20 protein-coding genes are annotated in these 20,500 nt (G+C 70.1%); 9 read left to right on the top strand and 11 right to left on the bottom strand.

Going from position 1 to position 20,500, the window contains the following annotated elements; all coding sequences use genetic code 11:
- Positions 1-76: 76 nt before the first annotated feature.
- Positions 77-991, top strand: a complete 915-nt coding sequence (locus ACTOWY_RS35135) for an SDR family NAD(P)-dependent oxidoreductase (protein ID WP_441313908.1) — start codon at positions 77-79, stop codon at positions 989-991.
- Here ACTOWY_RS35135 and ACTOWY_RS35130 read toward each other — a convergent pair.
- From ACTOWY_RS35130 to ACTOWY_RS35120, 3 genes are read right to left on the bottom strand one after another with little or no spacing between them, the layout of a single operon-like run.
- Entirely contained in the window at positions 981-2,444 is a 1,464-nt protein-coding gene (locus tag ACTOWY_RS35130) for a gluconokinase (protein ID WP_441313907.1), read from the bottom strand. The two genes, ACTOWY_RS35135 and ACTOWY_RS35130, sit on opposite strands and share 11 nt — an antisense overlap.
- 30 nt (positions 2,445-2,474) lie before the next feature.
- A complete protein-coding gene (locus ACTOWY_RS35125; protein WP_441313906.1) occupies positions 2,475-3,545 on the bottom strand; it encodes an aspartate-semialdehyde dehydrogenase in 1,071 nt (356 codons plus the stop codon).
- A gap of 2 nt (positions 3,546-3,547) precedes the next feature.
- Positions 3,548-4,813, bottom strand: a complete 1,266-nt coding sequence (locus tag ACTOWY_RS35120) for an aspartate kinase (protein ID WP_441313905.1) — start codon at positions 4,811-4,813, stop codon at positions 3,548-3,550.
- Positions 4,814-5,019: 206 nt separating this feature from the next.
- Here ACTOWY_RS35120 and ACTOWY_RS35115 point away from each other — a divergent pair, with 206 nt between their 5' ends.
- From ACTOWY_RS35115 to ACTOWY_RS35095, 5 genes are all read left to right on the top strand, one after another.
- Positions 5,020-6,204 carry a hypothetical protein gene (locus ACTOWY_RS35115; RefSeq protein ID WP_441313904.1) on the top strand — a complete coding sequence of 395 codons (1,185 nt, stop codon included), beginning with the start codon at positions 5,020-5,022 and terminating at the stop codon, positions 6,202-6,204.
- A 17-nt stretch (positions 6,205-6,221) separates the two neighbouring features.
- Positions 6,222-6,824: a nitroreductase family protein gene (locus ACTOWY_RS35110; RefSeq protein ID WP_441313903.1), complete on the top strand. Its 603-nt coding sequence runs from the start codon at positions 6,222-6,224 to the stop codon at positions 6,822-6,824.
- Between the two features lie 40 nt (positions 6,825-6,864).
- A complete protein-coding gene (locus ACTOWY_RS35105) occupies positions 6,865-7,143 on the top strand; it encodes a type II toxin-antitoxin system Phd/YefM family antitoxin (RefSeq protein WP_441313902.1) in 279 nt (92 codons plus the stop codon).
- Positions 7,136-7,540, top strand: a complete 405-nt coding sequence (locus ACTOWY_RS35100; RefSeq protein WP_247761087.1) for a type II toxin-antitoxin system VapC family toxin — start codon at positions 7,136-7,138, stop codon at positions 7,538-7,540. Before ACTOWY_RS35105 ends, ACTOWY_RS35100 begins: the two co-directional genes overlap by 8 nt.
- 84 nt (positions 7,541-7,624) lie before the next feature.
- Positions 7,625-8,908, top strand: coding sequence for an epoxide hydrolase family protein (locus ACTOWY_RS35095; RefSeq protein ID WP_441313901.1), 1,284 nt, complete (start codon positions 7,625-7,627; stop codon positions 8,906-8,908).
- A gap of 9 nt (positions 8,909-8,917) precedes the next feature.
- Here the strand turns inward: ACTOWY_RS35095 and ACTOWY_RS35090 are convergent, their stop codons facing one another.
- Positions 8,918-9,253: a hypothetical protein gene (locus tag ACTOWY_RS35090; protein WP_441313900.1), complete on the bottom strand. Its 336-nt coding sequence runs from the start codon at positions 9,251-9,253 to the stop codon at positions 8,918-8,920.
- A gap of 240 nt (positions 9,254-9,493) precedes the next feature.
- Here ACTOWY_RS35090 and leuA point away from each other — a divergent pair, with 240 nt between their 5' ends.
- The 3 genes from leuA (at position 9,494) to ACTOWY_RS35075 (ending at position 13,042) form a co-directional block, all read left to right on the top strand.
- Positions 9,494-11,287: a 2-isopropylmalate synthase gene (gene leuA, locus ACTOWY_RS35085; protein WP_441313899.1), complete on the top strand. Its 1,794-nt coding sequence runs from the start codon at positions 9,494-9,496 to the stop codon at positions 11,285-11,287.
- 42 nt (positions 11,288-11,329) lie between these two features.
- On the top strand, positions 11,330-12,358 hold the full coding sequence (locus tag ACTOWY_RS35080) for a DNA topoisomerase IB (protein ID WP_441313898.1): 1,029 nt from the start codon (positions 11,330-11,332) through the stop codon (positions 12,356-12,358).
- Between the two features lie 87 nt (positions 12,359-12,445).
- Positions 12,446-13,042 (top strand): DedA family protein, encoded by a 597-nt coding sequence (locus ACTOWY_RS35075; protein ID WP_441313897.1) that lies wholly within the window; start codon positions 12,446-12,448, stop codon positions 13,040-13,042.
- Here ACTOWY_RS35075 and ACTOWY_RS35070 read toward each other — a convergent pair.
- From ACTOWY_RS35070 to ACTOWY_RS35040, 7 genes are all read right to left on the bottom strand, one after another.
- The gene (locus ACTOWY_RS35070; RefSeq protein WP_441313896.1) at positions 13,039-13,836 is read right to left on the bottom strand and encodes a lysozyme; all 798 of its coding nucleotides are present in this window, start codon (positions 13,834-13,836) and stop codon (positions 13,039-13,041) included. The two genes, ACTOWY_RS35075 and ACTOWY_RS35070, sit on opposite strands and share 4 nt — an antisense overlap.
- Before the next feature lie 61 nt (positions 13,837-13,897).
- Positions 13,898-14,548: a class II aldolase/adducin family protein gene (locus ACTOWY_RS35065; RefSeq protein WP_441313895.1), complete on the bottom strand. Its 651-nt coding sequence runs from the start codon at positions 14,546-14,548 to the stop codon at positions 13,898-13,900.
- Between the two features lie 19 nt (positions 14,549-14,567).
- Positions 14,568-15,713 carry an ABC transporter ATP-binding protein gene (locus ACTOWY_RS35060; RefSeq protein WP_441313894.1) on the bottom strand — a complete coding sequence of 382 codons (1,146 nt, stop codon included), beginning with the start codon at positions 15,711-15,713 and terminating at the stop codon, positions 14,568-14,570.
- Positions 15,710-16,690, bottom strand: a complete 981-nt coding sequence (locus ACTOWY_RS35055; protein WP_441313893.1) for an ABC transporter ATP-binding protein — start codon at positions 16,688-16,690, stop codon at positions 15,710-15,712. The genes ACTOWY_RS35060 and ACTOWY_RS35055 overlap by 4 nt, the downstream gene beginning before the upstream one ends.
- A gap of 6 nt (positions 16,691-16,696) precedes the next feature.
- Positions 16,697-17,629: an ABC transporter permease gene (locus ACTOWY_RS35050; protein ID WP_441313892.1), complete on the bottom strand. Its 933-nt coding sequence runs from the start codon at positions 17,627-17,629 to the stop codon at positions 16,697-16,699.
- A gap of 11 nt (positions 17,630-17,640) precedes the next feature.
- Complete coding sequence (locus ACTOWY_RS35045; RefSeq protein WP_247761077.1) at positions 17,641-18,648, bottom strand: ABC transporter permease; 1,008 nt, start codon at positions 18,646-18,648, stop codon at positions 17,641-17,643.
- A 34-nt stretch (positions 18,649-18,682) separates the two neighbouring features.
- Positions 18,683-20,371, bottom strand: a complete 1,689-nt coding sequence (locus ACTOWY_RS35040) for an ABC transporter substrate-binding protein (protein WP_247761076.1) — start codon at positions 20,369-20,371, stop codon at positions 18,683-18,685.
- Positions 20,372-20,500 lie beyond the last annotated feature (129 nt).

Here is a 20,500-nt window from a genome sequence, read left to right as displayed (position 1 = left end):
CGGAGGCTCCTCCGGTTAACTTGGAGTCACCGGAGGGTCCTCCGGTTAGAGCTTAGACGCAGAACAGGACGCTGTCATGGGCACTCGCTTGACCACCCCGTTCACCCGTGAGTCCACCGCCGCCGAGGTCATCGCCGGCGTGGACCTGACCGGTAAGCGCGCCATCGTCACCGGCGGCGCCTCCGGCATCGGCGTGGAGACCGCGCGCGCACTCGCGCGCTCCGGCGCCGAGGTCACCATCGCCGCCCGCAACCTGGAGGCGGCCGGGAAGGTCGCCGCCGAGGTCGGCGCGCGGGCCGCGCACCTGGACCTGGCCGACCGGGCCTCGGTGGCCGCCTTCGCCGCGGACTGGCAGGGCCCGCTGCACATCCTGGTCAACAACGCCGGGGTGATGGCCTCGCCGCTGACCCGCACCCCGGAGGGCTGGGAACTCCAGTTCGGCACCAACCACCTCGGCCACTTCCGCCTCACCCTTGGCCTGCACCACGCGCTCGCCGCGGCCGGTGGCGCCAGGGTGGTCTCGGTCAGTTCCTCCGCGCACCTGATGAGCGGGGTCGACTTCGAGGACCTGCACTTCGAGCGCCGCCCGTACGACCCGTGGGTGGCCTACGGGCAGAGCAAGACGGCCAACATCCTCTTCGCCGTGGAGGGCGCGCGGCGCTGGGCCGCGGACGGCATCGAGGTCAACGCGCTGATGCCGGGCGGCATCCGCACTGGACTGCAGCGGCACGTCGAGAGCGACCCTGGCTTCCAAGAGATGGTGGCCAGCTCGGGCATGCAGTGGAAGACCACCGAGCAGGGCGCGGCGACCTCGGTGCTGCTGGCAGGCTCGCCGCTGGTGGCCGGGGTCAGCGGCCGCTACTTCGAGGACGGCAACGAGGCGCTGCCGAACGTGCCGGGTGAGCGGCGGGCCGGCGTGGCCCCCTACGCCCTGGATGCCGAGGCGGCCAAGCGGCTGTGGGATGTCTCGGTCGCTCTGCTCAACTCATGAGATCGCGTAGGGCCAGGTAGGTCCGCTCAATCCGGGGCCGGGCGGTGGCGAAGTGCTCGGCCAGGTCCGGGTCCGGGTGCACGGTCTCGCTGGGCGTGATCAGCTCGGCGGCGGCCTCCAGGGACGGCAGCACGTCCAGGGCCCGCCAGCCGAGCAGGCAGGCGCCAAGGCCGGAGCCCTCGCTGTCCTCGGTGATCTCCAGGTCGGTGTCCAGGGCGGCCGCGATCAGCTGGCCCCACAGTGGCGAGCGGAACGCGCCGCCGGTGGCGCGCACCGGGGTGACCGCGGCCCCGGTGTCCCGCACCGCGTCCCTGACCAGGGCCAGCTGCTGGGCCACACCCTCGACCATGGCCCGGGTCAGTTCGGCCCGGCCGTGGTCGCGGCGCAGGCCGAGCAGCAGGCCGCGCGGGTCCGGGTCCCACCAGGGCGCGCGTTCGCCGAGCAGGTAGGGCAGGGCGAACAGGCCGTTCGCGCCGGGCGGCACCGCGGCGGCCTCGGTCAGCAGGTCGCCCATGTCCTCCTCGCCGACCAGGTCGGCGGCCCACTGGCTGACCACGCCGCCGTTGCTGACCGCGCCGCCGAGCACCCAGTAGCCCTCGGCGATGCCGTAGCAGAAGGTGCGGCCGCGTTCGTCCACGCCGGGTTCGGTGCGCACCACCCGCAGCGCGCCGCTGGTGCCAAGGGACAGCGCGGCCATGCCGGGGCGGATCGCGCCGACGCCCAGGTTGGCCAGCGGTCCGTCGCCGCCACCGGCCACCACCGGCAGCCCTTGCGGCAGGCCGGTGGTCTCGGCGACCTCGGCGCGCAGCGGCAGGGTGCCGGTCGGCGCGAGCAGTTCGGGCAGCTGGTCGGCGGTGATGCCGGCGAGGTCGAGCGAGGGCTGGTGCCAGGCGAGCCGGTGGATGTTCATCAGGCCGCTGCCGGAGGCGTAGGAGTGCTCGGTGGCCAGCCTGCCGGTGAAGTGGTGCAGCACGAAGTCCTTGAGCGAGCACCAGAACGCGGGCTTGGTGTCCGGATCCTGCTCGGCGAACCAGACCAGTTTGGCCAGTGGCGCGAACGGGTGCACCGGGGTGCCGGTGGCGCGGTGCAGCTCAGTCGCGGCGGGATCGCGGCGCAGCCGGGCGGCCTGGTCGATGGCCCGGTTGTCCGCCCAGCTCAGCGACGGGGTGATCGGGCGGTGCCCGGCGTCCAGGCCGATCAGGGTGTGCATGGCCCCGGTGAAGACCAGTGCCCGCACCGGGGCGGCACAGGTCTGCACGCATTCGCGCACCGCGTCCAGCGCCGCCCGCAGCACCCGGTCCGGGTCGTGCACGGCCAGGCCTGGCTGATCGGTGCGCATGGGGTAGCCGCGTTCGGCGAGGGCGGCGACCCGCCCTCGCCGGTCCGCGGCCACCACCTTGGTCGCGGTGGTGCCGAGATCGATGCCGAGCACCACGCCCTCGCCCATGGTCATGTTCCGAAACTACCCGGGCGAGGTAGGCGTTCACGCCTGGGTGACGATGACCTCGGCGATCTCGTAGGTGTTCAGCGCCGCGCCCTTGCGCAGGTTGTCCCCGCACACGAACAGTTCGAGGGTGTTCGGGAAGTCCAGCGCCTGGCGGATCCGGCCGATGTAGGTCGGGTCGCCGCCCACCACGTCGGCCGGGGTGGGGTACTCGCCGTTGGCCGGGTCGTCCACCACCACGATCGAGGGCTGCGCGCCGAGCAGCTTGCGTGCCTGCTCCACGGTGACCTCGCGGGCGAAGGTGGCGTGCACGGCCATCGAGTGCGTGGTGACCACCGGGACCCGCACGCAGGTCGCGGAGACCTTGAGGTCCGGGATGCCCAGGATCTTGCGGGACTCGTTGCGGACCTTCAGCTCCTCCGAGGACCAGCCGTCGTCCTTGAGCGAACCCGCCCACGGCACCACGTTGAAGGCCATCGGCGCCGGGAACGGCGATTCGGACTGCACCAGCCCGGCCGCCTCCAGCGCGGCACGAACGTCGCCCGCCTTCTCCCCGACCGCCTTACCGGCCACCGCGGCGATCTCGGCGTAGAGCCGGTCCACGCCGGACTGGCCAGCGCCGGAGACGGCCTGGTAGCTGGCCACCACCAGTTCGGTGAGCTGGTACTCCCGGTGCAGCGCGCCGAGTCCGGCCATCATGGACAGGGTGGTGCAGTTCGGGTTGGAGATGATGCCGCGCGGCCGGTTGTGCACGGCTTCGGCGTTGACCTCGGGCACCACCAGCGGCACCTCCGGGTCCATCCGGAACGCGCCGGAGTTGTCCACCGCGACCGCGCCGCGCCCGGCCGCGATCGGCGCCCATTCCGCGGAGACCTCGTCCGGCACGTCGAACATGGCGACGTGCACGCCGTCGAAGGCTTCCGGGGACAGCGCGATGACGGTCAGGTCCTCGCCCCGCACGGTGATCTTCTTGCCTGCCGAGCGGGCCGAGGCGATCAGCCGGATCTCGCCCCACGGCACGGATTCCCGGCCGTTGATGATGTCGATCATGACGGTGCCGACCGCGCCGGTCGCGCCGACCAGGGCGAGCACAGGTCCGTTGTCACTCATGTTCAGCGCCCCGTTCCGGCGTAGACCACGGCCTCCTCGTCGCCACCGAGGTCGAATGCCCCGTGCAGCGCGCGGACCGCGTCATCGAGCTGGGTGTCCCGGCAGATCACCGAGATCCGGATCTCCGAGGTGGAGATGATCTCGATGTTGACCCCGACCTTGGCCAGCGCCTCGCAGAAGGTGGCGGTCACGCCGGGGTGCGAGCGCATGCCCGCGCCGATCAGGCTGACCTTGCCGACGTGCTCGTCGTAGGCGACGGACTCGAAGCCGATCTCCGGCTTGGCCTTGTCCAGCGCGGCGACCGCGATCGGGCCACCGGTGCGCGGCAGCGTGAAGGTGATGTCGGTGCGGCCGCTGACCGCACGGGAGACGTTCTGCACCACCATGTCGATGTCCAGCTCGGCGTCGGCGATGACCCGGAAGATCCGGGCGGCGACGCCGGGGTGGTCGGGCACACCGGTCACGGTGATCTTGGCTTCAGACCGGTCGTGCGCGACGCCGGTGATCAACGCCTGCTCCACGGCAAGATCCTCCATCGACCCGGTCACCAGGGTGCCGGGCTTGTTGTTGAACGAAGAGCGAACTCGGATCGGCATCCCGTTGCGCCGCGCGTACTCCACCGAGCGCAGGTGCAGCACCTTGGCGCCACAGGCGGCCATCTCGAGCATCTCCTCGTAGGTGATCTGCTCGAGGTGCTTGGCGTCCGGCACGATCCGCGGGTCCGCGCTGAACACGCCGTCGACGTCGGTGTAGATCTCGCACACATCGGCGTTGAGCGCGGCGGCCAGCGCCACCGCGGTGGTGTCGGTGCCGCCCCGGCCGAGGGTGGTGATCTCCTTGCTGTGCTGGCTCACGCCCTGGAACCCGGCCACGATCGCGATCGCGCCCTGGTCCAGCGCCTCCCGGATCCGGCCCGGCGTGACGTCGATGATCCGCGCCTTGCCATGCGCCGAGGTGGTGATCACCCCGGCCTGGGAACCGGTGTAGGAGCGGGCCTCCGCGCCGAGGGCGTGGATGGCCATCGCGAGCAGCGACATCGAGATCCGCTCACCCGAGGTGAGCAGCATGTCCATCTCGCGGGCCGGCGGCACCGGGGCGACCTGGCTGGCGAGGTCCAGCAGGTCGTCGGTGGTGTCCCCCATCGCGGAGACGGCCACGACCACGTCGTTGCCCGCTTTTCGGGTCTCGACGATGCGCTCGGCCACCCGTTTGATCCGCTCAGCGTTCTCCACCGAGGATCCGCCGTACTTCTGGACGACGAGCGCCACCGAACCGCACCTCCCACGAAGCCACACGCACCGGCACTAACCTGCGAGGACGCAGGTCCACACTCGCGAGCAGCCTACCCGCGCGCGAGTAGGGGTCCGGTAGTCAGATAAGGGCAAAAATGTCGTCAGGAAGTTGCCCGGAACCGCTGGGGCGGAGGGATTCTGTGTCGGCTGCGCAGGTGGGAACCGAGCCGGAGGCGTCTCCGGTGGGATCGGTCACATCTGGCCGGAGACGCCGTCCACTGTGGCGGGATCCCGCCCGCTGGGAGCACAGCAGGCTGATCCGGCTGCTCGCCCCGGCCGTGCTCTACCTGGCCATCCGCGAGATCGGACTGCTGGTGGTGCAGTGGATGGCCGGGCGTAACCGGATCAGCGTGACCGGCGCGCTCACCGCCTGGGACGGGCAGTGGTACCTCTCGATCAGCGCCAGCGGCTACGACAAGGTGCCGTTCTCGCTGGTGGACGCGTTCGGGCGGCGCAGCGAGGAAACCCCGCTGGCGTTTTTCCCCGGGTACCCGATGCTGGTCCGCGCGGCGGGCGAGCTGCCGGGCGTCAGCCTGGTCGCGGCAGCCTTCGCGGTGAACGTGATCGCCGGGCTGGTGTGCGCCTACGGCCTGGTCCGGCTGGGTGCGCGGATCGGCGGCAGCTGGCGCTGCGGGATGGTGCTGCTGGTCCTGTTCGCGGCCTCGCCGATGTCGGTGGTGCTGTCCATGACCTACTCCGAGGCGCTGTTCTCCGCGCTGGCGGTGTGGACCCTGTTGTGGCTGGTGGACCGGGAGTGGCTGCTGGCCGCACTCGGCTGCGCCACCGCGGGCCTGGTCCGCCCGACCAGTGCCGCCCTGGTCGCCGCGGTGATGCTGGCCGCGCTGGTCGCGGTGATCCGCCGCCGGGACGGCTGGCGGCCCTGGGTGACCCTGGCGCTGGCCCCTGCCGGGCTGCTCGGCTACCTGACCTGGGTGGGCGCCCGCACCGGCCGCTGGGACGGCTGGCTGGCGCTGCAGGCCCGCGGCTGGGACTCCCAGTTCGACGGCGGTCTGGCCACCCTGCGGTTCAGCCTGGACGTGCTCTCCTCGGCCCGCTCGGTGCTGGAGGTGGCCACGGTGTGGATCCTGCTGCTCACCCTGGTGCTGTTCGCGCTGGGTCTGCATCAGCGGCTGCCCTGGCCGCTGATGGTGTACTCGGCCGGGGTGATGTTCCTCAGCATCGGCTCCAACGGCCTGATGAACTCCAAGGCCAGACTGCTGGTGCCTGCGGTGGCCCTGCTGATCCCGGCCGCGGTGCTGCTCGCCCGCAGACGTCCGGGCACCATGGTGGTGGCACTGGGCCTGCTGCTGTTGTTCGGTTCCTGGTTCGGCGCCTACTCGATCACCGCCTGGCCGTACGCGATCTGACCTCCGGAGGTCCTGCCTTGACCGAGACCGCGGCCCACCCCACGGCAACCACCAGCGTCCCGGTGCACGAGCTGATCTCCACCCGGTGGAGCCCGCGTGCCCTGGACCCGGCCGCCGAGGTCACCGACGCCCAGCTGCGCGCCCTGTTCGAGGCTGCCCGCTGGGCCGCGTCCTGGGGCAACACCCAGCCGGCCCGGTTCCTGCTGGGCCGCCGCGGCGACGAGACCTTCGCCAAGATCACCGACACTCTGACCGAGGGCAACAAGCGCTGGGCGAGCGCCTCCGCCGCGCTGATCCTGGGCATCGCGGTGACCGAGCTGGAGGAGGGCAAGCCGATGCCCTACGCGGAGTACGGGCTTGGCCTGGCCGCGCAGAACCTGGTGCTGCAGGCGGCGTCGGAGGGCCTGGTCGCACACCAGATGGCCGGGTTCAGCCGTCCTGGCGCCAAGGCGGTGTTCTCGCTGCCGGAGCAGCTGGACCCGGTGGTGGTGATCTCGGTGGGCAGGCTGGCCGATCCGGCCACCGCGGATCCCGGTCTGCTGGCGCGGGACGCCCGGCCGCGCACCCGCAAGGCACTGGACGAGCTGGTGTTCAGCGAGTGGGGCGAGCCCGCGTTCTGACGCGTAGCTCAGCGCGCTACGCGGTGCTACAGTGGTACTCATGAAGGTCCTCACCCAGCGGGAATTCCGCAACAACTCCGCCTCCGTCATGGACGCGGTGGAGGCGGGCGAGACCTACCACATCACCCGCAACGGCGTGCCGGTGGCGGAACTGCGCCCGCTGTCCCGTCGGCGCAGACTCAGCGCCGAGGAACTGGTGGAGCGGCACCGGAAGCTGCCCAGGGTGGACTCCCGGCAGCTGCTGCAGGAGGCCGACGAGTTCTTCGGCACCGAGGGCCGGATCGACGACGATGACCCGTGGACGCGTGCCGGTGGCTGACCGTCCCGAGGCAGGGGTCCTGGACACCTGCGCGTTCATCGACCTCGATCAGCTCGACCTGGCCGTCCTGCCCTCGTTCCCGGAGATCACCTCAATCACCCTGGCCGAGTTGCATCAGGGCGTTGCCATGGCCAGGAACGCGGCCACCAGGGCGGCGCGGGCCGAGAAGCTCGGCGCGGCCATCGTGGAGTTCGAGCCGCTGCCCTTCGACCGCGCGGCCGCCGCCCGCTACGGCACGCTGGTCGCGCTGACCCTGGAGGCCAACCGGAGTCCCAGGCCGCGCAGGCTGGATCTGATGATCGCCGCCATCGCCTCCGCCAGGGACCTGCCGCTCTACACCCGCAACGTGGCCGACTTCGCCGGGTTGGGCGACATGGTCACCGTGGTCGCGGTCTGACGTAGACCGGACGTGCACGAGTTGTTCGCAAGCCGGTGATTCGTTGGGGACACGGAGTTCTTCGCAGGCGAAGGAGCCACCCCCATGTCCGCACTCCCCCGGCGCACCTTTCTCGGCAGCACGGCGGCACTGGCCGCCGGCGCGGCCGCGGCCGGTCCGCTCAACCTGCTCACCACCCCCTCGGCAGCGGCCGCCGGGACCGGCGCGGCGATCCGCCCCTTCCAGGTGCACATCCCACAGCGGCAACTCCTCGACCTGCGGCGCAGGTTGCAGGCCACCCGCTGGCCCGCCAAGGAGACGGTTACCGACGACTCCCAGGGCGTGCCGACCGCGACGCTGCGCAAGCTGGTCGAGTACTGGCGCACCGGTTACGACTGGCGCAAGGTCGAGGCAAGGCTCAACGCGCTGCCGCAGTACCTGACCGAGATCGACGGCCTGGACATCCACTTCCTGCACATCCGCTCCCGCCACCCGGACGCGCTGCCGCTGATCATCACGCACGGCTGGCCCGGCTCGATCCTGGAGCTGCTCAAGGTCATCGGGCCGCTCACCGACCCGACCAGGCACGGCGGCCGGGCCGAGGACGCCTTCCACCTGGTGCTGCCCTCGATGCCCGGCTACGGCTTCTCCGCCCAGCCCAGCACGACCGGCTGGGGCCCGGACCGGATCGCCAAGGCCTGGCACCAGCTCATGCGCCGCCTTGGCTACCAGCGCTACGTCTCCCAGGGCGGCGACTGGGGCGCGGTGATCTCGGACAAACTCGCCGCGCTGGCCCCGCCCGGACTGCTCGGCATCCACGTCAACATGCCGGCCACCGTGCCCCCGGAGATCGCCCGCATCCTCACCAACGGCGAACCCGCCCCCGCCGGGCTCTCCCCGGCCGAGCGGCGGGCCTTCGATCAGCTGGATGTCTTCTACCGCAAGAACACCGGCTACTCCGCGATGATGGTCACCCGGCCGCAGACGGTGGGATTCGGGCTGTCGGACTCCCCGGTCGGCCTGGCCGCGTGGATGTACGACAAGTTCGCCCAGTGGACCGACAGCGGCGGCGTGCCCGAGCGCGCGCTGACCAGGGACGAGATGCTCGACGACATCACGCTCTACTGGCTGACCAACACCGCGATCTCCTCAGCCCAGCTGTACTGGGAGAACAACGCGAACAACTTCAACGCGGTGGACATCGCCATCCCGGCGGCGATCACGGTCTTCCCCGGCGAGATCTACCAGGCGCCGCGCAGCTGGGCCGACCGCGCCTATCGCAAGCTCATCCACTTCAGCGAGGTGGCCAAGGGCGGGCACTTCGCCGCCTGGGAGCAGCCGGAGCTGTTCAGCCGGGAGATCAGGGCCGCGTTCCGCTCGCTGCGCTGATCCGGGCGGTCAGCCGAGCCGACGAATGATCTTGACCACCAGCGAGGTGACGATCAGCCAGAACAGCGCGGCCAGGCCGTAGTTGACCAGGATCCGAGCTTTGGGGTCCTCGGGCATGAACAGGTCGCGGAAGCCCAGCGCCAGTGGGTCGGCCCAGCTCGCCACGAACCGGGTGATGGCGTTGGCCGGGTTGGCGCCGCCCACGGTGAGCACCACGTGGGCCACCAGCACCACCGCGATGATCGTGCCGGTCCAGCGCAGTGTCGCCGCCACCGCGGTGACGATCCTGGCCCTGGTCAGGGCCGAATTCACGCGGTGGCGGCGGCGCTCGGAGTGTTCGGCCATGTGCCGCAGTCTGGCAGGTCGGGCCAGGTCGGGCTACCCGCGAGTAGGGTGCCCGACACTCCCACGATCCGGGACAGTTTTCTCATCGGGCCTGGCGGCGGGCTAGGGTTCTCCCGTGGCACGCGGTCTGCTCCTTCGCTGCCGCGACGGGGTCTGACCAGACCGGCCCCCCGTCGCGGAGTTCTGGCTGCGTTGTTCGCGCCGGTCTCTCCCCCCGGTTAGCAGGAGCCACCACATCCCATGAGCACCAACTCTGACGCGTTCATCTCCGCCGCCAGCCGGATCCGGCCGCCCGCGCGACCCGCGCCCGCCGGTCAGCCCTCGTGGAACTCCCAGCTCGGCAGCTCGATGCCGATCCACCGGTACAAGCCCTTCCACGAGTTCGTCGAGCCGGTCACGCTGCCCGACCGCACCTGGCCGGACCAGCGCATCGAGACCGCCCCGCTGTGGTGCGCGGTCGACCTGCGGGACGGCAACCAGGCGCTGATCGACCCGATGTCGCCTGCCCGCAAGCGGCGGATGTTCGACCTGCTGGTGCGCATGGGCTACAAGGAGATCGAGGTCGGCTTCCCGGCCGCCAGTCAGACCGACTTCGACTTCGTGCGGGAGATCATCGAGGACGGGGCGATCCCGGCTGATGTCTCCATCCAGGTGCTGACCCAGTGCCGCCCCGAGCTGATCGAGCGCACCTTCGCCAGCCTGGAGGGCGCGCCCAAGGCGATCGTGCACATCTACAACTCGACCTCGGTGCTGCAGCGCCGGGTGGTGTTCCGGCAGGAGCGAGCCGGGATCAAGAAGATCGCCACCGACGGCGCCGAGCTGGTGCTGGCCTACGCGGAGAAGAACACCGACACCGAGTTCCGGTTCGAGTACTCCCCCGAGTCCTACACCGGCACCGAACTGGCCTACGCGGTCGAGGTCTGCAACGCGGTCACCGACATCTGGCAGCCCACCCCGGACCGTCCGGCGATCATCAACCTGCCCGCCACGGTCGAGATGGCCACGCCCAACGTCTACGCCGACTCGATCGAGTGGATGCACCGCAACCTGACCCGCCGGGACTCGGTGCTGCTGTCCCTGCACCCGCACAACGACCGCGGCACCGCGGTGGCCGCCGCCGAACTGGGCTACCAGGCAGGCGCGGATCGGATCGAGGGCTGCCTGTTCGGCAACGGCGAGCGCACCGGCAACGTGTGCCTGGTGACCCTGGGCATGAACCTGTTCGGCCAGGGCATCGACCCGCAGATCGACTTCTCCGACATCGACGAGATCCGGCGCACGGTCGAGTACTGCAACCAGCTGCCGGTGCCCGAGCGGCACCCCTACGGCGGCGACCTGGTCTACACCGCGTTCTCCGGCAGCCACCAGGACGCGATCAAGAAGGGCTTCGAGGCGATGGAGGCCGACGCCTCTGCCGCCGGTGTCGAGGTGGACCAGTTCCGCTGGGAGGTCCCCTATCTGCCGATCGACCCGAAGGACGTGGGCCGCAGCTACGAGGCGGTCATCCGGGTCAACTCGCAGTCCGGCAAGGGCGGCGTGGCCTACGTGATGAAGTCCGAGCACCACCTGGACCTGCCGCGCCGGCTGCAGATCGAGTTCTCCCGGCTCGTCCAGGAGGTCACCGACACCGAAGGCGGCGAGGTCTCGCCCAAGGAGATCTGGGACGTCTTCACCACCGAGTACCTGGACAAGAAGGCCCCGCTGGCGCTGCTGCGGCACCGGCTCACCGACGACGGCTCAGGCAACGAGGACATCGAGGCCACCGTCATCGTCGACGGCGACACCCAGGTGATCAGCGGCCGCGGCAACGGCCCGATCGCGGCCTTCGTGGACGCGCTGACCACCATCGGCTACGACGTGCGGGTGCTGGACTACGCCGAGCACGCGCTCTCCGCCGGTGACGACGCCCGCGCCGCCTCCTACCTGGAATGCGCCGTGGGCGGCCGGGTGCTCTGGGGCGTCGGGGTGGACGGTTCGACCGTGGTCGCCTCGCTCAAGGCCATCGTCTCCGCGATCAACCGCGCCTACCGCTGAGTCCGCTGGGTTCACCCGGGGTGGAGCGGGTATCCGCCCCGGGTGACCAGGCTCCGGCGCAGTGATCCGCGCGGCGCGGGACTCACCAGGGCCAGGCACGGCCGGGGATTCCGCTACCTGGACGCGCGCGGCGAGCCGGTCCGGGACGCCGGCACGCTCCGGCGGATCAAGGACCTGGTGATCCCGCCCGCCTGGCGGGAAGTGTGGATCTGCCCACACCTGAACGGCCACATCCAAGCACTCGGCGTGGACGAGGCCGGGCGGCGGCAGTACCTCTACCACCCGGACTGGACCCGGCGCCGGGACGCGGAGAAGTTCGACCGGGTGCTGCGCCTGGCCGCCCGGCTGCCCAAGGTGCGGGCGCGGATCGGCAGCGCTCTGGAGGCGACCGGACTCGGCCGGGACCGGGTGCTCGCGGCGGCGCTGCGGCTGCTGGAACTGGGTGCGTTCCGGGTCGGCGGGCACAGCTACGCCAAGGAGAACGGCAGCTACGGACTGGCCACCCTGCGGCGTGCGCACGTGACGCTGCGCCGGGGCCGGATCCACGTCTGCTACCTGGCCAAGAGCGGGCAGGAACGGGAGATCGCCATAGCCGATGAGCAGGCGTTTTCCGTGGTACGCGGATTGTTGCGGCGCCGGGACGACAACCCGGAGCTGTTCGCCTACCGCACCGGGCGGGACTGGCGGAACGTGCGCGCCGAGGAGGTCAACGAGTACCTGCGCGAGCTGGCCGGGGACGGGTTCTCAGCCAAGGACCTGCGCACCTGGAACGCCACCGTGCTGGCCGCCACCGGACTGGCCGCACAAGATCGCCCGGAGAGCCGGGCCGGGCGCAAGCGGGCGGTGGCCGCGGTGGTCAGGGAGGTGGCCGAGGAGATCGGCAACACCCCAGCGGTCTGCCGCCGTTCCTACCTCGATCCACACGTCATCAACGCCTACGACGAGGGTCTCACCATCCGAGCGACCGTTCAGCGAGTCGGAAGCACCGATTTGACCATGCCGGAAACACGCGACACCATCGAACGCTCAGTGCTGCGGCTGCTGCGCCGCGCCCGGCGGGAGCTGGGCTGAGCAGAGCTGAAGAGTCACTGAAGGACCGGCCGAGACCGGACCCACGACCGTGTTCCCTACGTTGGGCGAGATGTGAACCTCACCGCTGTGCCTGAGCTGCTGCTGCTGGCGACCTTCCTGGTCGCGGTCGTTCCGCTGGCGCCAACCGAGGCGTTCGTCATCAGCGCCGGACTGCTCGCCGCCAACGGACAGCTCTCGCTGCCGGTGGTCATCCTGGTCACCGCGGCCGGTTGCCTGATCTCGGACCTGATCAACTTCCGGATCGGCTACCGGTTCGGCCCGCCCGCGCTGGACCGCTTCGAGCGGCGCAAGGGCGGCACGCCCACCGCGGTGCGCTGGGTGCGCGCCCGGCTGGCCCAGCACGGCGAGCCGGTGCTGGTCGCGGCCAGGTTCGTGCCCGGCGGCGGGATCGCGGGCGCGATGCTGGCCGGCACCTTCCGGATGGGTCCGCGCCGGTTCACCGTGGCCGCGGTGATCGGCTCCGCGCTGTGGGCCACCTACGCCTCGCTGCTGGGCTACACCGGCGGCAAGCTGACCTCGGACCCGGTACTCGGCCTGCTGGTGTCCATCGCGCTGGCCGCGGTGCTCAGCCTGATGGTGGCGCTGCTGGTCCGCCGGGCCCAGCGCCGCGCGGACGAGGCCGAACGGCTCGAACGCGAGGCGCTGGAAGCCCTGCTCGCCTAATCGCGGTTGGTGGCCAGCACCTGCAGCCGGTCATAGGCGCCGTTGAACAGGTTCTGGTCGCCAGGGAAAACGCCGGAATCCGCGTGCTGCCAGATCGTGTGGTACTGCCAGCGCTGCGGCAACGGCCCCGGCGAACCGCTGTAGTTGGCGATGAACAGCGGGCTGACCTGGCTGTAGTCGGCCAGGTTGCCGGTGCACTGGTTCCACCAGTTGGTGGCCGTGTAGATCACCGGCCAGCGCCCGGTCCTGGACCGGTAGGTGTGCACGAAATCGCTGATCCAGGTGACCATCGCGCGCTGGCCGATGCCGTAGCAGGTATCCCCGCCGTAGGGGTTGTACTCGATGTCCAGCACCCCCGGCAGCGTCCGGCCATCCGGTGACCAGCCGCCGCCGTTGTCCACGAAGTAGTTGGCCTGGGTGGCGCCGCTGGCCAGGTTGGGCGCGGCGAAGTGGTACGCGCCGCGGATCATGCCCACCTGATACGAGCCGCCGTATTGCTGGTTGAAGTACGGGTTGCGGTAGCTGGTGCTCTCGGTGGCCTTGACGTAGGCGAAGCGGGCCCCGTTCGCCCAGGCCCTGGCCCAGTCGACGTTGCCCTGCCAGCTGCTGACGTCCATGCCGGGCACCGTGGCCGCGGCGTCGAAGGTGGCAGGCCGGGCGGCGCGGCCCTCGTGTCTGGCGATCTGCGAGCCCATGGCGTGGTTGCCGGGTTCGGCCTGGGCGGGCAGGCCCGGGCCCAGGGTGAATGCGGTCGCGAGCAGGGCGACCAAGGTGGTGCGCAGGGGGTTGGTCATGTCCGGAGTGTGGGAGCGGCTCCCAGTGCCCGGACATGCTTTTCAGCGTGGCCCGAAAGACTCAGATCTCATCGCCGGGGTGCTGCCCGTACTGCTGGATCCGCGGCGTCACCTCGGCCAGCTCCGCGGCGAAGAGCGTGCGTGCGGTGCTCCCGGTGCCCAGCACCCGCAGCGCGACCTCGCACAGCCACTCCAGGTAGGCGGCCCGGCGGAAGGCGTGTGCCAGGGTGCCTGCCACCGTCACCGCGCCGTGGTTGCCCAGCAGGCAGGCCGAGGATCCGCCGAGCGCGGTCACCGTGGCCGCGGCCAGTTCCGGGCTGCCGTAGGGCGCGTACGGCGCCACCCGCACCGCGCCGCCGAAGATGCCCAGGTAGTAGTGGATCGGCGGGATCTCCTCGACCAGGCAGCTCAGCGCGGTCGCGGCCACCGAGTGGGTGTGCACGATCGCCCGCGCGGCGCCGGCCGCGTAGATCGCCTGGTGCATGGGGAGTTCGCTGGTCGGGGCCAGTTCCGCCTCGACCGCCCTGCCATCGAGGCGGTGCAGGCCGACCTGTTCGGGGGTGAGCTGGTCGTAGTCGACCCCGCTGGGGGTCACCAGGACAAGATCGTCCACGCGCAGGCTGACGTTGCCTGCCGTGCCGACGACCAGTCGTTGTTCGACCAGTCGCCGGCACGTCGTCACGACTGCCTCGCGCTGCGCCTGATATCGCACAGGACCAGGGTGACAGAACTTAGGGCCCGAGCACCTCGGTGACCGAGGCAGGCCCGGTCAGCGCGGTGTCCGGCGAGATGCCGTCATCGGCCTGCACCAGGATCGGCTCGACCTCGTGCGGCCGGATCCGCCCCGCCTTGATGTCCTCGGCGTAGTGGCAGGCCACCCGGTGTCCCGGCGCGATCTCGCGCAGTACCGGCCGTTCGGTGTCGCAGCGCTTGGCCTGCCGCCACGGGCACCGGGTGTGGAACCGGCAGCCGGTGGGCGGGTTGGCCGGTGAGGGCAGGTCGCCTGCCAGCAGGATGCGCTCGCGGCGGTCCTCCAGCAGCGGGTCCGGCACCGGCACCGCGGACAGCAGCGCCCGGGTGTAGGGGTGCAGTGGATCCGCGTACAGGGTGTCCGAACCGGCCTCCTCGACCAGTCCGCCCAGGTACATCACGCCGACCCGGTCGGAGATGTGCCGGACCACGGCCAAGTCGTGCGCGATCACCAGGTAGGTCAGGCCGAGCTGTTCCTGCAGGTCCTCCAGCAGGTTGACCACCTGGGCCTGCACCGAGACGTCCAGTGCGGACACCGGCTCGTCGGCCACGATCAGGTCCGGCTCCACGGTCAGCGCGCGGGCGATGCCGATGCGCTGCCGCTGGCCGCCGGAGAACTCGTGCGGGTACTTGCGCAGTGCCGTGCTGGGCAGGCCGACCGAGGTCAGCAGCTCCCGCAGGCGCTTGCCGGTCTCCGCCTTGCCCTTGTCCAGATCGTGCGCGCGCAGGCCCTCCACCAGGATGGACTCCACCGACTGGCGCGGGTCCAGCGAGGACAGCGGGTCCTGGAAGATCATCTGGATCCGGCGGCGCATCTTCCGCAGCGGCTCGCCGTTGAGCGAGGACAGGTCCACGCCGTCGAAGACCACCTTGCCCGCGGTGGGCGGGGTGAGCTTGAGCAGCGCCCGCCCGAAGGTGGACTTGCCGCAGCCGGACTCGCCGACCAGGCCGTAGGTCTCGCCGCGGCGCACCGACAGGTCGATGCCGTCCACCGCGTAGACGTAGCCGACCGTGCGGTCCAGGATCACCCCGCGCTTGATCGGGAAGTGGACCTTGAGGCCCTCCACCGTGATCAGCGCGTCGTCCACAGTGGACACTCCGGTGGCGGTCTCTGCCGGGGCGGTCATGCCGGTACCTCCTGCTGGACCGGATTGTGGCAGCGCAGCAACCGATCCGCCTTGGACTCCATCGCCGGGGTCACCTCGACGCAGGTGTCCAGCGCGTTCGGGCAGCGCGGCGCGAAGGCGCACGCGTGCGTCCACGGGATGTTGTCGGCCACCGAACCGCGGATCGGCACCAGCTTCTCCCCGCGTGGGGCGTCCAGTCGCGGGATCGAGGCCAGCAGTCCGTGCGTGTACGGGTGCTTGGGCGTGGCGAACAGCTCGTGCCGCCGCCCGCGCTCGACCACCCGGCCGCCGTAGAGCACGTTGACCTCATCGCACAGCCCGGCCACCACGCCGAGATCGTGCGTGATCATGATCAGCGCGGTCTCGGTGTCCTGCACGAGTTCCTTGAGCAGGGCCAGGATCTGCGCCTGGATGGTGACATCCAGCGCGGTGGTCGGCTCGTCCGCGATCAGCAGCCGGGGACGGCAGGCCAGCGCCATCGCGATCAGCGCGCGCTGCCGCATGCCGCCGGAGAGCTGGTGCGGGTACTCGGTCAGCCGCCGGGTCGGGTCCGGGATGCCGACCTTGTCCAGCAGGTCCTTGGCCTCGACCATGGCCTGCTTGCGCGGCATGCCGCGGTGCCGCTCCAGCACCTCGGTGACCTGGATGCCGATCGGGATCACCGGGTTCAGCGAGGACAGCGGGTCCTGGAAGACCATGCCGAGGTCCCGGCCGCGCCGGTCCCGCATCTGCTTGTCGGACAACGACAACAGCTCGGTGTCCTCGAACTTCACCGAACCGCCGACCTTGGCCCCGCGCTTGGGCAGCAGGCCCATGATGGCCAGCGAGGTCACCGACTTGCCGCAGCCGGACTCGCCGACCAGCCCGACCGTCTGGCCGGGCGCCACGTCGAAACTGACCCCGTCGACCGCGGCGAACGGTTCCTCGCCGTGTCGCTGGAAGACCACGCTGAGGTCACGAACCTCAAGCAGCGCCATGGGGATTCACCGCCTGTTCTTGGGATCGAGGGCATCGCGCAGCGACTCGCCCATCAGGGTGAAGCCGAGCGCGACCACGACGATGCAGCCGGCAGGCCAGAACGCCAGCCCCGGGTGACTGTCGATCACCGTCTGGGAGCCGCCGAGCATCTGGCCCCACTCCGGGATGTTGTCATCGGGGTTGCCGAGGCCGAGGAAGGACAGCGCGGCCGCGTCGATGATGGCCACCGCCAGCACCAGGGTGGACTGCACGATCACCGGGCCGAGCGAGTTGGGCAGCATGTGCCGGAACACGATGGCGGCCGGTTTCACGCCCAGCGCCCGCGCGGCCAGCACGTGGTCGCTGTGCCGTTGCGCCAGCATCGAGCCGCGCAGCAATCGGGCGAAGATGGGTATCTGCACGATCGCCACCGCGAGGATCACGGTGAACTGGTTGGCCTGGGTGAACAACAGGCCGATGGAGACCGCCAGCAGCAGGCTGGGGATGGACAGCATGACGTCCACCGCGCGCATGACCAGCGAGTCCACCCAGCCGCCCAGCGCACCGGCCAGCGTGCCCATGATCAGGCCGCCGATCAGGCCGATCACCGTGGCCAGCACGCCGACCAGCAGGGTCTGCTGGGAACCGACCAGCAACCGGGAGAAGAAGTCCCGGCCCTGCAGGTCACCGCCCAGCAGGTGGCCGGGCTGGGCAGGCGGGATCTCGTTGCGCGCCTTGATGACCTGATCGGCCAGCAGCCGCGCGGCCGGGTCGTGCGGGGCGAGCAGCGGAGCCAGCAACGCGATCAGCACGAACAGCAGGATGATCACGGCGCCGGTCAGGAAGACCGGATTGCGGCGCAGCCGCCGCCAAGCGCTGGCGGCCAGGCTGACGCCAGTGTCCACCTGCGTCTCCGCGGTGGAGGACGCCAGATCGTCGATCTTGGTCTTGCTTGGCATGTCCCCTCCTCTCAGCGGGTCCGCACGCGCGGGTCGATCAGCGCGTACGAGAGGTCGACGAGCAGGTTGACGAACACGTAGACCATGGCGGCCACGATGATCAGCACCTGGAGCACCGGGTAGTCCCGGCGCTCGAAGCCCAGTGCCAGCGCCTCGCCGAGGCCGGGGAAGGAGAAGACCTTCTCGGTCAGCACCGCCCCCGCCAGCAACGCGCCGGTCTGCAGGCCGATCGTGGTGACCACCGGCAGCATCGCGTTGCGCAGCACGTGCCTGCGCCGCACCACCTGCGTGGTCAGGCCCTTGGACTCGGCGGTCCGCACGTAGTCCTCGTCGAGCACGTCCAGCACCGCCGCCCTGGTGATCCGGAAGATCACCGCGAACGGGATGGTGGCCAGCGCCAGTGAGGGCAGGATCAGGTGCTCTAGTGAGTTCCAGACCGCGTCCCACTCACCGGTGATGATCCCGTCGAAGACGTAGAACCCGGTGACCCGGGTGGCGCTGATGTCGTCCTGCCGCCCGGCCGAGGGCAGCCACTGCAGCTCGACCGCGAAGATGTGCTTGAGCACGAACGCGAGGAAGAAGACCGGCACGGCCACGCCGATGAGCGAGCCGATGACGCCGACGTTGTCGAACCAGCGGCCGCGCCGCCGGGCCGCGAGGTAGCCGAGCGGGATGCCTGCCGCGATCGCGAGCACGATCGCGCAGAAGCTCAGCTCCAGCGTGGCCGGGAAGCGTTCCAGGAAGAGGTCGACGGCCGTGGTGCCCGGCTGCACGCCGAGCGAGGTGCCGAAGTCACCCGAGAGGGCGCGACCGAGGAACTTGAAGTACTGCACGTAGATCGGCTGGTCCAGCCCCAGCAACGCGGTGAGCTCCCGCCGCGACTCCTCGGTGCCGCGCTCCCCCAGGAGGGCCGAGACCGGCCCTCCTGGAAGTGAACGCAGCCAGGCGAAGAGCAGCAGCGAGAGCACACCGACGACGAGGACGAGCTGGAGGAGCCGCCGCACGGTGTAGCGGAGCACCTGTCAGATCCTGTTTCGTGGTGGGAGTAGCAGCTCAGCCCTTGGTAGTGGGGCTGAACTCCTCGGCGGTCAGCGGGCTGGGCGTCAGGTTCTTGATGTCCTTCTTGAGCACGAACGCGGGCGGGGAGTGCGAGAGCGGGACCGCGGGCAGGTACTCCTCCACGATCTGGCGGTTCAGCTCCTGGTAGAGCTTCTCGCGCTCGGCCTTGTCCGGGGTCACGTCCGCCGCGTCCAGCCGCTTGGCCAGGTCCTCGCCCCACGGGGAGGACTTGGTGTAGAAGCGGTTCTCCGCGTTGCCGAAGAAGGTGCCGATCCAGTTCGCCGCGGCGCTCTGGTCGCCGGTCCAGCCGAGCAGGAACAGGTCCGCCTTGGCCTGGTCGACCTCGGTCAGGTAACCGCCGTTCCACGGCTTGGTGACCACGTTCAGCTTGATGCCCACGTTGCGCAGGTCAGCCGCGATCGCGCCGAAGATGTCCTGCGGGTTCGGCATGTACGGCCGGGTGACCTCGCTGGGCCACCAGAAGTTGACCTCGAGGTTGCTCGCGCCCGCCTCGGCCAGCAGTGCCTTGGCCTTGTCGGGGCTGTACTCGATCGGCTTCACGTTCGGGTTGTAGCCCTGGACGATCTTGGGCATGAACTGGGTGGCGACCGTGGCGGTCTCCGGCAGCTGCGACTTGACCAGCTGCTCCCGGTTGATCGCCATCGAGATGGCCTTGCGCACCCGGAAGTCCTGCAGCTTCGCGTTGTTCTTCTGCGTGATGCCCAGGTACATGACGTTGAACGCGTCCCGCGGCACGACCTGGAAGCCGTCGCTCTTCAGCTTGGCCCAGTCAGCGGGCGCCGGGTAGTCGTAGCCGTCGATGTCGCCGCTCTGCAGTGCCTGCTTGCGCGCGGTCTCGTCGGCGATGACCTTGAAGTTCAGCTTGTCCAGCTTGGCCTTGTCACCGTGGTAGCCGTCGAAGCGGCCCAGCTCGATGAGGTTGTTCGTCGTGTCGTAGTTGACGAACTTGAACGGGCCGGTGCCGGTCGGCTGCTTCAGCGCGTACTCGGGGAAGACGAAGCTCTCACCCTGCGCGACCACGTTGTCCGCGTTGTACTTCTTCATCGCGGTCGGGCTCTGCATGGAGAAGGACGGCAGGCCGAGCACGTCAGGGAACTTCGAGGACGCGCCGGTCAGCTCGACCACGATGTTCTGCGCGTCCTTGACGGTGCAGGACTTGAACAGCGAGGGCTTGGCGCCGTCGGCGAAACCGCCGAAGTTGTCCACCCAGTACTCGGAGACCGAGCTGGACTGCCCGGCGCCCTTCTGGTTGTACCAGCGGTTGAAGTTGAAGCAGGCCGCCTCGGCGTTGAAGTCGGTGCCGTCGTGGAACTTCACGCCCTGCTTGAGGGTGAAGGTCCAGGACTTGCCGTCCGGGCTGGACTCCCACTTGGTGGCCAGCTCGGGTCCGGCTTCGGCCGAGCCCAGCTTGAAGCCGACCAGGCCTTCGAAGACCTGCCGGGAAATACGGAACGTGGCACCGTCGGTGGCGTAGAACGGGTCGAACAGCTTCGGCTTGCCTTCGGCGCCGAAAGTCATGGTCCCGCCGGTCTTGCCCCCCTGGTTGCCCGGGTCGCGCTGGGACTGCGCGCACGCAGCCAGGGACAGGGCGGTGATACTGGCGACGCCGACAATGGTCAGCTTGCGCAGCGTCGACCCCCGTGTCATGTCAATCTTGGGCATTTCGCGCACCTCATGGGTCCGATGTCACATGGTGTGGTCGCCGACACTAACCCGTCCATGTGGCCCTACCGACAATGCGAAGGTCACGATACGGCCACGTCAGCCGTCATCAGGTCGGGTGAATTCTAC

This window comes from Crossiella sp. CA198 (assembly GCF_052078295.1).
GTDB lineage: Bacteria > Actinomycetota > Actinomycetes > Mycobacteriales > Pseudonocardiaceae > Crossiella.
The sequence above is the reverse complement of the archived record's forward strand: the minus strand, read 5'-3'. Positions and strand labels throughout refer to the sequence as shown.